This is a genomic window from Kitasatospora sp. NPDC042419, from assembly GCF_056437345.1.
Map to the genome: position 1 here is coordinate 75300 of NZ_JBWKAW010000024.1, position 12670 is coordinate 87969.

Below are 12670 nucleotides of genomic sequence, written 5' to 3' on the forward strand. Positions count from 1 at the left end.
GCCGAGGGGTGCGGCGGGCGGGCCGGTCCCCGCCCGGTCACTCCGCCGCGGCCTGGTCGACCAGCGGCAGGATCCGGTACGGCACCGGGTTCTCCAGCGCGATCGCCGTCGAGGACCGGACGATCCCGTCGAACCCCACCACCCGGTCGATCACCCGCTGCAGGTCGGCGTTGGAGCGGGCCACGATCCGCACCATCATGTCGCCGTGGCCGGTGATGGTGTGCAGCTCCAGGACCTCCGGCACCGCCGCCAGGTGCCTCCGCACGTCCGCGCCCTGGCCCTGGGAGATCTCCAGGGTCGCGAAGGCCGTCACCGGGTACCCCAGCGCCGCCGGGTCCACCTCGGGGCCGAAGCCGCCGATCACCCCCCGCGCCTGGAGCCGGTCCAGCCGCGCCTGCACCGTGCCGCGGGCGACCTGGAGGCGGCGCGAGCACTCCAGCACCCCGATCCGGGGCTCCTCGGCGAGCAGCCGGATCAGCCGGCCGTCCAGCGCGTCGATCGCGTCGTTGGTGCTCCCGGGGGTGCTCCCGGCCGCGCCGCCGGCCACGGCCCCCGGGGCGCCGGCGGGGCCGCCGGTGCCGGCGCCGCCGGGAGCACCTCCGGGCAGGGCGCCGGCAGCGGCTCCGGGCGGGCCGGAATGTCCTTGGCCGGCGGGCGAGTTGGACGATCCGGGGGAGCTGGGGGCGTGGGCGGGGGGCATCGCGGGCTCCTCCTCCGGTGGGCATTCTGTACAGCGGTGCGGCCGATTCTCCCGCCCCGGAGCACACCTTGACCAGGAGGAAACGGAACAGTTGCGTGGAGGTCGGCTCGGCGCCACCCTCCAGCCACAACCCCGTGAGCCGGTCCCCACACCGGCCCGCGGGAGCGGGACCCGTGGTCCGTACACCTACCGGGAGGGCCGGAATGACCGAGACCGCCATTGAACCCGTGCTGCTCACCGCCGGCCTGGGAGAGCCCGACCTCGTCCCGATGGGCCACGCCGACGCGGTGGTCTTCGCGGTCGGCGACGCCGAGCGGGCGGCCCGCCGGTACACCGTCGCGCTCGGCCTCCGCTGTACCGCCTACGCCGGGCCCGAGACCGGCGAGCCGGAGACCGTCTCCTACGTGCTGCGGGCACCCGGGACGCGCTTCGTGCTCACCTCCCTCGTCCAGGTGATCGGCCCGCGCGGCCGGGAACTGGCCGGCCACCTGGCCCGGCACGGCGACGGCGTGATCGACCTCGCGGTCTCCGTGCCGGACGTCTGCTACGCGTACGACTTCGCGGTCGACCGGGGCGCGGCCTCGCTCGCCGAGCCCTACGAGGTGCGGGACGCGTACGGCACGGTGGTGCTCGCGGCGATCGGGGTGCCCGGCGGGACCAGGCACACCCTGGTCGACCGGTCCCGGTACACCGGCCCCTACCTGCCCGGGTACGTCCCCTTCGAGCGGTGGTGACGGGCCGTCCGGGCGCCCGGGGTCAGCGGGTGACGGTGTCGACGACCGGCGGGTGGCCGTTCCAGTAGACGAACACCGAGTTGGCCTGGTCGTCCTTGGTGAAGTCCACCCGCAGCCACTGCGGGCCGTTCCAGACCTGCATCTTCCAGCCCGAGTCCGGCGTGGCGGAGACGAGCGAGGCGTTGTCCGTCCGGAGGTCCAGGGCGACCTTGCCGCCCGGGACGAGATAGCTGCGCACGGAGGACGTGGTGGTGGTGGCCGGTGCCGGTCGGCGTGAGGAGGGCGCGGCGGCCGAGGGGGTCGGGGGCGCCGCGGGGGCGGTGGGGCGCGGGGCGGTCGCCGACGCGGCCGGCGGCGGCGCGGGCGACTCCGGGATGGTCGTCGACTGCGGCTGCGTCGCCGTGGGCGTCGGCGTGGGTCTCGACCCCCCGGCCGAGGCCGGTGACGGCAACGGCAGTGCGGTGGGCTGTTCGAAGGCGGCGCCGGTCAGCACCGCGTGCACGCCGAACCAGGACAGCGCCACCGCCGCCCCGGTGGCCGCCGCCCAGGCGCCGAGCTGTACCAGTCCGTTCCGCATCGTGCGCACATCCTGCCGTACTCCCGGGCCAGGCAGACGGGCGCCCCGGTACTTAGGCAGGGAACTTGCACAAACCCCCGGCGGTTCGGCCGGACCGGTCGCGACCCGCCCCGCGGGCCCGCCCGGAGCCACCCCGAGGTACAGACCATTCGGGGCCGATGGGCTACCGTGCAGCCCCATGGCAACAGTGCTCGTGGTCGAGGACGACCCCTTCGTGCGATCCGCCCTCATCCGCCACCTGTCCGACACCGGCCACGCGGTTCGCAGCGTGGGTACGGCACTTGAGGCGCTGCGCGAGGTCGCCCAGGTCGGCTGCGACCTGGTGATCCTCGACCTCGGCCTGCCGGACCTGGACGGCAGCGAGGCCCTCAAGATGATCCGTGGGCTGACCAACGTCCCGGTGATCATCTCCACCGCCCGCGACGACGAGGCCGAGATCGTCCGGCTGCTCAACGACGGCGCCGACGACTACCTGGTGAAACCGTTCTCCGGGGAGCACCTCAGCGCCCGGATGGCCGCCGTGCTCCGCCGGCTCGGCGGCGGCGCCGCCCCGGTCAGCCAGGTGCTGCGGGTCGGCGGGCTGGCCATCGACCTCCAGCGGCGGGAGGCCTCGCTGGACGGGCGGCTGCTCGACCTGACCCGCCGCGAGTTCGACCTGCTGGCCTTCCTCGCCGCCCGGCCCGGCGTGGTCGTGCCGCGCAAGGAGATCCTGGCCGAGGTGTGGCGGCAGACCTACGGCGGCGACCAGACCATCGACGTGCACCTCTCCTGGCTGCGCCGCAAGCTCGGCGAGACCGCGTCCAGCCCCCGCTACCTGCACACCGTGCGCGGCGTCGGGGTCCGGCTGGAGGCCGCCGGGCACTCCGCCGGGCCCGGGCCCGTCCCCGTGGAGCGCCGGACATGAGGAGGTTCGGACACTCGCTGCGCTGGGCCCTGATCAAGGCCGCCGTGGCCGGGACCACCATGGTCGCGCTGGCCTTCCTCATCCCGCTCGGCCTGATGGTCCAGCAGACCGCCCGGGACCGGGCGTTCACGGCGGCCGAGCGCCAGGCGGCGGCGCTCGGCCCGGCGCTCGCCATCACCACCGACCAGGACGCCATCGCCCGGGCGGTGGCGTCCACGGACGCGGGTGCGCAGGGGCGGATGGCCGTGCACCTGCCGCCGCCGGAGGGGGCGTCGGGCGGTGCGGCGGGTGGTGCGTCGAGCGGTGCGTCCGCCGGCGCGTCGGGTGGTGCGTCGGGCGTCTCGGCCGCGGGTTCGGGCGGTGGTGCGGGCGGGTCGGCCGTGGCTCAGGCCGGGCCCGGGCCGTCCGCCGGTGCGACGATCGGTGAGGTCCGGGCGCTGGACGCCGACGTGGCCACCGCCGGCGTGCAGGGCCGGTCGTTCACCGTCGAGGTCCCGGGCGGGTACGCGCTGCTCCAGCCGGTCGCCGTGGACACCATCCGGACCGCCGTGGTCGAGGTGTTCGTGGCCGACGGCGACCTCACCCGGGGCGTCTCCACCGCCTGGCAGGTGCTCTCCGGCGTCGCGCTGGCCCTGGTCGCCATCTCGGTCCTGGTCGCCGACCGGATGGGCGCGCGGATCGTCGCCTCCGCCCGCCGGCTGGCCGCCGCCGCCCGCTCGCTGGGCTCCGGCGACCTCACCGTCCGGGTGCCGGTGGAGGGCAAGCAGGCCGCGGGCAGCCCCGAGGAACTGCGCGAGGCCGCCCACGCGTTCAACGCGATGGCCGACCGGGTCGTGCAACTGCTGGCAGCAGAGCGAGAGTTGGCCGCCGACCTGTCGCACCGGCTGCGCACCCCGCTGACCGTGCTGCGGCTCAACGCCGCCTCGCTCGGCGAGGGGGACGCGGCGGACGCCACCCGGCACGCCGTCTCCCAACTGGAGCGCGAGGTCGACCAGATCATCCGCTCGGCCCGCCGGGCCCCCGAGGACGCGCCCGCCGTCACGGTCGGCTGCGACGCCGCCGAGGTGATCCGGGAGCGGGTCGGCTTCTGGTCCGCGCTCGCCGAGGACGAGGGCCGCCGCTGGCAGCTGGCCGGCGCCGACCGGGAGACGCCCGTCCCGGTCCAGCGCGGCGACCTCGCCGCCGCCGTGGACGCGCTGCTCGGCAACGTCTTCCGGCACACCACGATCGGCACCGCCTTCTCGGTGGACGTGCTGGCCACCGGGAGCGCGGTCATCGTGCTGGTCGGCGACGCCGGCCCGGGCTTCACCGATCCGGAAGCCGCCCTGAAGCGCGGGGAGGGGCACGGCGGGGACGGCTCCACCGGTCTCGGGCTGGACATCGTCCGCAAGCTGGCCGAGGCCACCGGCGGGGACCTCGCGCTCGGCCGCTCCGCGGTGCTCGGCGGCGCCGAGATCCGGCTCCGGCTGCAGAACCGGCAGGACGGCACCGCGCCGGCCCGGACCGGACGGAACAGCCGGCGCCGCGGCCGGGGTGCGCTGTTCCCGCGCTGATCGCCCTGGCGACCACTTGGCGAAAGGTTTCGGCACCGGTGCGGGGAGGAGACCGCTCCTCTTTCTTAAGTGCACCGTAAGGGAGCTGTACCCCTGGCTCAGCAGGCGGGTTTCGGCCATCCGGCGCCGCTAGCGTCGTCCGCGCCGGTCATCCGACCGTGCCGGTCACCCTCGACCGAGCCGGGTCACTCTCGCCCGCGACGGGTCCACGCACCCGCGCGTCCGGCGGACACCGTGACCCCACCCGGCCCACACCTGCCAGCCGCGGAGGTACGCCCCCATGACGACCCAGCAGCCCAACCGCCGTCCAGGCCGCCGCCGGCGCAGCCGCAAGGGAGCGGTCCTCGCCGCCTCGGCCGTCGCCGCCGCCCTGGTCGCGGGGGGCGTCGTCGTCCTCGCCTCCTCGGCCAGCGCCGCCTCGCTCGGCGCGGTCTACAGCCGCACCAGCAGCTGGGACGCCGGCTACACCGGCCAGTACCTGGTCACCAATCCGGACAGCAGCGCGATCGAGGACTGGACGCTCACCTTCGACCTGCCGGCCGGGGCGAAGATCGACTCGCTCTGGAACGCCACCTACACCGCCGAGGGCCAGCACGTCACCGTCAAGCCGGAGTCGTGGAGCAAGCGGCTGGACCCGGGCAAGAGCATCGTGATCGGCTTCGTCGCCCAGGGTGCCGGTGCGGCGCAGGCCGAACCGGGCAACTGCCTGATCAACAAGGCCTCCTGCAAGGCCGGGGACGGTACGGCACCCACCCCGTCGGGGCGTCCGACCACCACCGCCTCGCCCTCGGCGTCGGCCACCGCCACCGCGACAGCCTCGGCCTCGGCCACCGCGACCGCCTCGGCCACCGCGTCGGCCTCGGCCTCGGCCACCCCGACCAAGCCGGGCACGCCGAGCCCGACCGCCACCACCAAGCCCACCACCCCGGCGCCCACGCCCACCGCGACCGCCACCGCCACCACGCCGGCCCCGACGCCCACCGCCACCGCGACGGGCACCCCCGCCCCGGTCACCGGCGCCGGCTTCGCCCCGTACGTGGACACCTCGCTCTACCCGCCGTACGACCTGGTCGCCACCGCCAAGGCCACCGGCGTCAAGGACTTCAACCTGGCCTTCGTCGTCTCCGGAGGCGGCTGCACCCCGAAGTGGGGCGGCGTCAGCGACCTCGCCGCCGACGCGGTGGCCGCCCAGATCGGCGCCCTGCGCGCGCTCGGCGGCGACGTCCGGGTCTCCTTCGGCGGCGCCAACGGCAGCGAGCTCGCCCTCGCCTGCTCCTCGGTGGCCGACCTGACCGCCGTCTACCAGAAGACCGTCGACACCTTCGGCCTCACCAAGCTCGACTTCGACGTCGAGGGCGGCGCGATCGCCAACGCCGCGGCCAACACCCGCCGCGCCCAGGCCATCACCCAGCTGCAGAAGAACGCCGCCGCCAAGGGCAAGGCCCTCGACGTCTCCTACACCCTGCCCGCGCTGCCCTCCGGCCTGACCCAGGAGGGCGTCAACCTGGTCGCCGACGCCAAGAACAACGGCGTGGCGATCGGCGCGGTCAACATCATGGCGATGGACTTCGGCGACGGCGTCGCCCCGAACCCGCAGGGCCAGATGGGCAAGTACGCGATCGCCGCGGCCACCGCCACCCAGGCCCAGGTCAAGAGCGTGCTCGGCCTCGACGACGCCGCCGCCTGGCGCAAGGTCGCGGTCACCCCGATGATCGGCGTCAACGACGTGGCCAGCGAGATCTTCACCGTCGCCGACGCCAAGCAGCTCGCCGACTTCGCCAAGTCCAAGCACCTGGCCTGGCTGGCGATGTGGTCCGGCACCCGCGACAAGGCCTGCGAGGGCGGCGCCAAGGCCTACGCCGACGCCAGCTGCAGCTCCATCGTCCAGCAGCCGCTGGACTTCACCCGGGCACTCGGCGCCTACACCGGCTGACCTCCCCGGGTACCCGACCGGTACCCGCCCACCGACTCCGGCCGACCGTGCCCCGACCGCAACGGGGCACGGCCGGCCGGCACCATTGATCACTCTCCGTGACGAGCTCCACCGGGTCGGCCCGACGGGCATCAGGTATCGTCGCTGGTTGGCCGAACGGTGGACGGAGCGAACAGTGACAGCGGTGCAAGACGAGCGCAGCGCGGTGCGGAACGTACCGGAGCAGGCGCCCGCCCCCCTGTCGGACCGGCTGCGGACCGCCCTCGGCGCACCCGTCCGCGCCCTGCGGGAGGCCCCGCGCCGCCCGCTGCTGGCCGTCTCCGCGCTGGCGTTGTTCTCCCTGGTCGCCTACGCGGTCGTCCGGCACTTCGCGCACACCTCGATGGTGGACATGATCGTCTACCGGGCCGAGGGCGCGGCCGTCGCCAACGGCGGCGACCTCTACGGGCTGCGCGTCACCCAGTGGAACCTGCCCGCCACCTACCCGCCGTTCGCCGCGATGCTCTTCGTGCCGACGACCTGGTTCCCGGTGCCGTTCCTCCGGGTCGCGGTCACGCTTTGCAACCTCGGACTGCTCGCGCTGCTCACCCACCTGTCGTTCAAGCTGGTCGGCTGGCCGCGCCGCGAACTGCGACCGATCGGCGTGATCCTGGTCACCGGCGCCGGCGTCTGGCTCGAACCCGTCTACACCACGCTGCGCTACGGCCAGATCAACCTCGCCCTCGCCTGCCTGATCCTCTGGGACCTCACCCGGCCCGACGGCCGGCGCAGCAAGGGCATCGCCATCGGCATCGCCGCCGGGATCAAGCTCACCCCCGGCCTGTTCGCCGTCTACCTGCTGATCACCGGCCGGGTCCGCGCCGCCTTCGTCGCCGGCGCCACCTTCGTCGGCACCTTCCTGATCGGCGCCGCCGTCCTGCCCGACGCGACCTGGGGCTTCTGGACCAAGTACCTCTACGACTCCTCGCGCGTCGGCAAGACCGAGATCGTCGACAACCAGGCGCTGAGCGGCGCCGTCGCCCGCCTCCTGCACACCTCCGAGCCGGGGGCGGCGGGCACGCTGGCCGCCGTCGCCGTCGCGGTGGCCGGCCTCGGGATCGCCGCCTGGGCCGCGACCAGCTCCCGCTGGCTGCCGCGCGCCGAGGCCTGGGGCGTCTGCTGCGCCGCCGTCACCGCCGTACTGATCTCGCCCATCAGCTGGACCCACCACTGGGTCTGGTGCGTGCCGATGCTCGCCCTGCTCGCCTGCGAGGCGGCGGTCGAACGGGCGCGTCCGGCCGCCGTCCGGAAGGTCCGCTGGCGGGCCGCCTTCGGGGCCACGCTGGTCGCCTTCCTCTCCTTCGCGATGTGGGCCGCCAAGCCGCAGGGCGCGCTGGTCCTGGAGCTCTCGCCGCTGCGCCAGATCCCGACCTCGGTCTACCCGCTGGTCGGGATCTGCTTCCTGCTGGCCGCCGCGCTACGCATAAGGGCCCGGCGGCTGGCCGCCGGCGCGCCGCTGGTGGCGCTGCCGGGCCAGCGCGACGGCGACCGGCCGGGGCCCGCGCGCGAACGTCAGCAGGCCCCCGCGGCCCGCTGAGTCGCCGGAGGGCACCGGTCCGGCAGATCCGGCTGGTCCGGCTGGTCCGGCCGAGCGGTCGTCGGGCTTGGTCGAGCGGTCGGCGTCCGTCGGTCCGGCGTGGGCGGTCGGACCCTCCGGGGCGGGCCGGGCGTGGTGTGCCCGGGCCGGGCCGATCACGCGAGCAGCTCGGCCAGCGAACCGTCCATGTCGAGCGCGGCCATCTCGCTGCCCGGCGGCACCAGCCGGTGCGCCCGCTCCAGCCAGGCGGCCACCGCCGGCAGCGGCGCCTCCAGCAGCGCGTCCCCGGCCGGGGAGCTCAGTGCCAGGCAGAGCACGCTGCGCCGCCCCGAGCGGGTCGGCCAGATCCGGACGTCCCCCTGCCCGCAGGGCCGGAAGGTGCCCTCCACCAGCAGCTCCCGCGCGAACACCCAGGTGACCGGCGAGCCGGTGTCCAGGTGGAAGGTGATGTGGACGGCGTACGGGTCGTGGCTGCCGTACGACAGCCGGGCCGGCACGGGGACGCTGTGCTCGGGGGAGAGCACCAGGTTGAGCTCCAGCTCGTGCTCGACCACACTCGTCGGGCGCTCCATGATCGGATTCCTCTCTGCCTGCGGTTCATGCCCGGTTGCGGGCCCTGTGACCTTGGAGAGCGCGGCCCGGGGGCGCTCTTACACGTGTTTTCGAGATTTCTTGGCGGACAGCCGTCGACAGGGGGTTCCGGGGAGGTCCGGGGAGTGGTGAACACGGGGAGAGCGGGCGCGTGATCGGGCGTTCGCGCCGTCTTCCTTACCGTGGGCCCGCCCGGGCTGTCCGGCGAACCGCCAACTTCACACCACGGGCCCGCCGAGGTACTACCCTTTGTGACTGTCCGGCGACTGTCCGCCCATCCGGCGGCCACCCCCCTCGCGCGCGCCGGCACCGCCGCCTCCCGCGTCGCCCGAGCCACCGTCGCGCGCACCCCTCGCCGGGCGAGCCGCATCGGCCTGCCAGGAAAGAAGACCCCCATGACGGACCGGCCTCTCGCGGGCGGCAGCACGGAGACGGCCGCCGGCCCCGCGCCGGGCTACTACCCCGACCCCTCCGTCCCCGGTTTCGTCCGCTACTGGGGCGGCACGGCCTGGGTGCCCGGCACCAGCCGACCCGCCCCGGCCGAGGGCGAGGTCCTGGAACCGCCCCGGTACGCGACCCGCCGGCCGGGCGCGGCGGCCGCCGGGGTGGGCGCGCGGTACGTGCCGCCGCCGACGGCGGCCGAACCCGTGCCCGTGCCCGTATCCGTACCCGGCGTGGAGGCCGGACCGGTGCCGGTCGGGGACACCGGTCCGGTCTACCTGGACCAGACGTCGGGCGGGGCCTCGTTCACCTTCGCGGTGGCGGAGGGCGGGCCGGTGTTCCGGTCCGGCGGGGAGGTGGCGGACGGCGGGTCCGGAGTCGGGGCGGGGGTCGGGCGCGCGGGTCTGGCGGTGGAACCGGAGGGTGCGGCCGGGGCGGCCCCGGGTGTCGGACCGCACACCGCCCTGGCCGAGGCGTTGCTGGCGGCGGAGGCCGGTCCGACGGGTGCGGTCGCGGGGGCCGAGTCGTCCGGTGGGCCGGCCGACCTTCGGGCGCGGCACGGGCTGCTGGAGCCGGGAGCCGCACCGCGCTGGGTCTCCTGGGGCGCGGTTCCCGGTACGGGTACGGAGGCGCCCGCCGAGGCGGCCGCGCCGGTCGTTCCGGTCGTTCACGTGGCGCCGGCGGAGGTGTCGGAGGGGGCGGAGGCCGCGGGGCCCGTCGGCCTCGGAGAGCCGCCGACGGCCGAGCCCGTGCGGCCCGCGCCGACGGCCGCCGCCGTACCCGCACCGTCCGCCCCCGCGACTGCCGCCGCCTCCGCCGCCTCTGCGGCCTCGGCGCCCGATGCGTCCTCCGCTCCCGGGGCCTCCGCTCCCGGGGCCTCTGCTGCCCGCCCGTCCGCGTCCCGCCCGTCCGCGTCCCGGCGCCGGACCAGGCCCGCGCCGCGGCCCGCCGGGCTCGGCCGCCGGGCGGCCGCCCGCCTGGTGGACACCGCCGTCCTGGCCGTCGTCGCCACCGCCGCCGGGATCCCGCTCGGCACCTCCGTCGCGGACCACATCCAGGAGAAGCTCGCCCAGGCCAGGATGGCCAGCCGGCTCACCCGCCGTCAGACGGACGTCTGGCTGGTGGACGGCGTGGTGGCCGGCAAGGTCGCCGTCCTGCTCGGCATCCTCCTCTTCGTCGGCCTGCTCTACGAGGTCCTGCCGACCGCCCGCACCGGCCAGACCTTCGGCAAGCGGCTGGCCCGGATCCGGGTGATCGACGCCGCCGCAGCCACCTCGGCCACCACCCCGGCCGCCGCCCGCGCCCGACTGGGCTTCGGTCGCTCACTGGGCCGATGGCTGGTCAGGCAGGCGTCGACGCTGCTGCTGGTCGGCCTGGTCTGGCCGCTGTTCGACCGCCCCGCCCGGCGCGGCTGGCACGACCGGGCGGCCCGCACCCGCGTGGTGCGGCTCTGACGAGGCCGCCCCCGAGGCCCGGTCGGACAAAACCGACCAAATATCCCAAGTTCATAGAATGTGTGATGTTCTACTCGGGGAATGAGCACCCACGACCCCTCAGGCCCCGAGCCGGAGGGGGGCGGTCAGCCCTCCTTCGACAAGAAGCCCCCGCAGCAGGGCGGCGGCACGCCGGAAGGTACGCCGTCGGACCCGTACGGCACCCCGCCACCGTCCGGCAGCCCCTCCGACCGCCCCGGCGCGTACGGCGGCGACTACGGCGGTTCCCCGTACGGCCAGGGACAGCCCCCGCCCGGCCGTTCGCCCTACGACCAGCCCCCGCCGGGCCACGGCCCCGCGGGCTACGGCACGCCCGGCGCCGGCCCCGTCCCCGGGATGCCGCCGCTCGGCAGCTGGCCCAACCGGATCGTCGCCCAGCTGATCGACTACCTGCTGGTACAGGCCGTGGCTGTCGTCCTGGTGCTGCCCTTCGCCAGCCTCTCCGACAGCTCCGGCTCCGCCGGCGCCTTCTGGCTCGCCTGCGCGATCTACCTCGTCTACGACGGAGTGATGCTCGGCCGGGACGGCCAGACCCTCGGCAAGAAGGCCATGAAGATCCGGGTCGCCATGCTGATCGACGGCAGCACCCCGACCCAGTCCGCGGCCTGGACCCGGGCCGCCGTCTTCATCCTGCCCGCCGTCCTCTGCTGCGCGTGGCTCTGGTGGCTGATCGACGGCATGTTCGGCGTCTTCGACAAGCCCTACCGCCAGTGCATCCACGACAAGGCCGCCAAGACGGTGGTGGTCTCCACGGCCTGAGCCGGACCGCCGACACCGCACCCCGTACCGCCCGGTGGCGCCGCCTCAGCGCTGCCGGGCGTACTCGTGCCCGGCGGCCGGCCGGTCCGCACGGCCGGCGGCGGCCCGCAGCGACAGCACCGTCACCAAGGTGCCGAGGGCGAGCGCGAAGCCCACCACCACCGCCACCTCCGGCACGCCATCGGCGCCGGTGGCGGCCAGCAGCGCCACCGTGGCGGCGACGACGGCGAACACACCGAGGGCGAACTGGGCCGGAGTCGGGCGGCGCGGCATGGCGGAGTCCTTCGCACGTCGGGGGGAACGGGCGGGTCGTACCGGATGCCGGAAGACCCACCCGGCAAGGGAGTTCGGGAGCCCCGGCCGACCCTCCGGCATTCCGACCAGGCTAACCCGCGCCGCCCGGGGCACGGGGGGCGCACGGGCTCACCCCGGGGTCGTCCGCCCCGCTGGATACGGTGGGCCCGACCGAACCGGTCCACCGGACCCGACCGAACCGCTCCGCACTCCCAGGGGGAACCGCCGTGCCCATCCCCGCCGACTGGCCCGCCACCGAGGCCGAGGCGCTCGCCGAACAGGAGCGGCTCCGCCCGCTCGTCCAGCCGCACGGGAGCATCGCCGGCGGACCCGGCGGACCCGGCGGCCCTGCTCCGGACGGCACGGACGACCGGCTCATCGCCGGGGTCGACGTCGCCTACGACGACGAACGCGACCTCGTCGTCGCGGCCGCCGTCGTCCTCGACCGCACCACCCTCGACGTCGTCGAGGAAGCCACCGCCACCGGCCGGATCGCCTTCCCCTACGTCCCCGGCCTGCTCGCCTTCCGCGAACTCCCCGCCGTCCTCGACGCCCTCGCCGCCCTCACCCGCCGCCCCGGCACCGTCGTCTGCGACGGCTACGGCCTCGCCCACCCGCGCCGCCTCGGCCTCGCCAGCCACCTCGGCGTCCTCACCGGCCTGCGCACCCTCGGCGTCGCCAAGACCCCGTTCACCTTCGACCACCGGGACCCGGGCCCCGCCCGCGGCGACTGGACCCCGCTCACCGACCCCGCCACCGGCGAAGAGGTAGGCCGCGCCGTCCGCACCCGGCCCGGCGTCAAACCCGTCTTCGTCTCCGTCGGCCACCGCATCGGCCTGACCGAAGCCGTCGACACCGCCCTCGCCCTCGCCCCCCGCTACCGGCTCCCCGAAACCACCCGCCACGCCGACTCGCTCTGCCGCCGCGCCCTCACCACCCTGCAACGGACGACCGCGAACTGACGACACGCCAGAACACCGGAGCCGTCGGGCCGATGGCCGTTCTGCTCGCCCGGACCATGTGTTAGACATGACCCACCGGGCGCGCCACCCGACGGCGGCGCCGCACCGGCACCGCGAACCACACACCGGACGGACGCACGGGGGAGGCGCCGC

The 12670-nt window shown here is 75.5% G+C and carries 12 protein-coding genes; 8 read left to right on the forward strand and 4 right to left on the reverse strand.

Annotated elements, in window-relative coordinates:
* Window positions 1-37: 37 nt before the first annotated feature.
* Window positions 38-547, reverse strand: a complete 510-nt coding sequence (locus AC067J_RS32780; RefSeq protein WP_478305546.1) for an Lrp/AsnC family transcriptional regulator — start codon at window positions 545-547, stop codon at window positions 38-40.
* 356 nt (window positions 548-903) lie between these two features.
* Between AC067J_RS32780 and AC067J_RS32785 the strand changes: the two genes are divergently transcribed.
* Complete coding sequence (locus AC067J_RS32785; protein WP_478305419.1) at window positions 904-1434, forward strand: VOC family protein; 531 nt, start codon at window positions 904-906, stop codon at window positions 1432-1434.
* 22 nt (window positions 1435-1456) lie between these two features.
* Here AC067J_RS32785 and AC067J_RS32790 read toward each other — a convergent pair whose 3' ends face one another.
* Complete coding sequence (locus AC067J_RS32790) at window positions 1457-2011, reverse strand: hypothetical protein (protein WP_478305421.1); 555 nt, start codon at window positions 2009-2011, stop codon at window positions 1457-1459.
* A gap of 178 nt (window positions 2012-2189) precedes the next feature.
* On the opposite strand from AC067J_RS32790, the gene AC067J_RS32795 reads away from it, so the two are divergent.
* The 4 genes from AC067J_RS32795 (at window position 2190) to AC067J_RS32810 (ending at window position 7977) form a co-directional block, all read left to right on the forward strand.
* Entirely contained in the window at window positions 2190-2915 is a 726-nt protein-coding gene (locus AC067J_RS32795) for a response regulator transcription factor (RefSeq protein WP_478305422.1), read from the forward strand.
* Window positions 2912-4468 (forward strand): sensor histidine kinase, encoded by a 1557-nt coding sequence (locus AC067J_RS32800; protein ID WP_478305424.1) that lies wholly within the window; start codon window positions 2912-2914, stop codon window positions 4466-4468. Before AC067J_RS32795 ends, AC067J_RS32800 begins: the two co-directional genes overlap by 4 nt.
* 280 nt (window positions 4469-4748) lie before the next feature.
* Window positions 4749-6401, forward strand: a complete 1653-nt coding sequence (locus AC067J_RS32805) for a glycoside hydrolase family 18 protein (protein WP_478305426.1) — start codon at window positions 4749-4751, stop codon at window positions 6399-6401.
* A gap of 175 nt (window positions 6402-6576) precedes the next feature.
* Complete coding sequence (locus tag AC067J_RS32810) at window positions 6577-7977, forward strand: glycosyltransferase 87 family protein (protein ID WP_478305428.1); 1401 nt, start codon at window positions 6577-6579, stop codon at window positions 7975-7977.
* Window positions 7978-8132: 155 nt separating this feature from the next.
* On the opposite strand, the gene AC067J_RS32815 is transcribed toward AC067J_RS32810, so the two are convergent.
* Entirely contained in the window at window positions 8133-8549 is a 417-nt protein-coding gene (locus AC067J_RS32815; protein WP_327677346.1) for an SsgA family sporulation/cell division regulator, read from the reverse strand.
* Between the two features lie 414 nt (window positions 8550-8963).
* Between AC067J_RS32815 and AC067J_RS32820 the strand changes: the two genes are divergently transcribed.
* Together AC067J_RS32820 and AC067J_RS32825 are read left to right on the forward strand one after the other, a co-directional pair.
* Window positions 8964-10463, forward strand: a complete 1500-nt coding sequence (locus AC067J_RS32820; RefSeq protein ID WP_478305430.1) for an RDD family protein — start codon at window positions 8964-8966, stop codon at window positions 10461-10463.
* Between the two features lie 81 nt (window positions 10464-10544).
* On the forward strand, window positions 10545-11261 hold the full coding sequence (locus AC067J_RS32825; RefSeq protein ID WP_478305432.1) for an RDD family protein: 717 nt from the start codon (window positions 10545-10547) through the stop codon (window positions 11259-11261).
* 45 nt (window positions 11262-11306) lie between these two features.
* Here AC067J_RS32825 and AC067J_RS32830 read toward each other — a convergent pair whose 3' ends face one another.
* A complete protein-coding gene (locus AC067J_RS32830) occupies window positions 11307-11534 on the reverse strand; it encodes a hypothetical protein (protein ID WP_478305434.1) in 228 nt (75 codons plus the stop codon).
* Window positions 11535-11782: 248 nt separating this feature from the next.
* On the opposite strand from AC067J_RS32830, the gene AC067J_RS32835 reads away from it, so the two are divergent.
* Window positions 11783-12517, forward strand: coding sequence for an endonuclease V (locus tag AC067J_RS32835; protein WP_478305436.1), 735 nt, complete (start codon window positions 11783-11785; stop codon window positions 12515-12517).
* Window positions 12518-12670: the final 153 nt, after the last annotated feature.

Coding starts and splice junctions, on each gene's coding strand:
- AC067J_RS32785 (WP_478305419.1), top strand. CDS start 904: ATGACCGAGACCGCCATTGAACCCGTGCTGCTCACCGCCGGCCTGGGA.
- AC067J_RS32790 (WP_478305421.1), bottom strand. CDS start 2,011: ATGCGGAACGGACTGGTACAGCTCGGCGCCTGGGCGGCGGCCACCGGG.
- AC067J_RS32795 (WP_478305422.1), top strand. CDS start 2,190: ATGGCAACAGTGCTCGTGGTCGAGGACGACCCCTTCGTGCGATCCGCC.
- AC067J_RS32800 (WP_478305424.1), top strand. CDS start 2,912: ATGAGGAGGTTCGGACACTCGCTGCGCTGGGCCCTGATCAAGGCCGCC.
- AC067J_RS32805 (WP_478305426.1), top strand. CDS start 4,749: ATGACGACCCAGCAGCCCAACCGCCGTCCAGGCCGCCGCCGGCGCAGC.
- AC067J_RS32815 (WP_327677346.1), bottom strand. CDS start 8,549: ATGGAGCGCCCGACGAGTGTGGTCGAGCACGAGCTGGAGCTCAACCTG.
- AC067J_RS32820 (WP_478305430.1), top strand. CDS start 8,964: ATGACGGACCGGCCTCTCGCGGGCGGCAGCACGGAGACGGCCGCCGGC.
- AC067J_RS32825 (WP_478305432.1), top strand. CDS start 10,545: ATGAGCACCCACGACCCCTCAGGCCCCGAGCCGGAGGGGGGCGGTCAG.
- AC067J_RS32830 (WP_478305434.1), bottom strand. CDS start 11,534: ATGCCGCGCCGCCCGACTCCGGCCCAGTTCGCCCTCGGTGTGTTCGCC.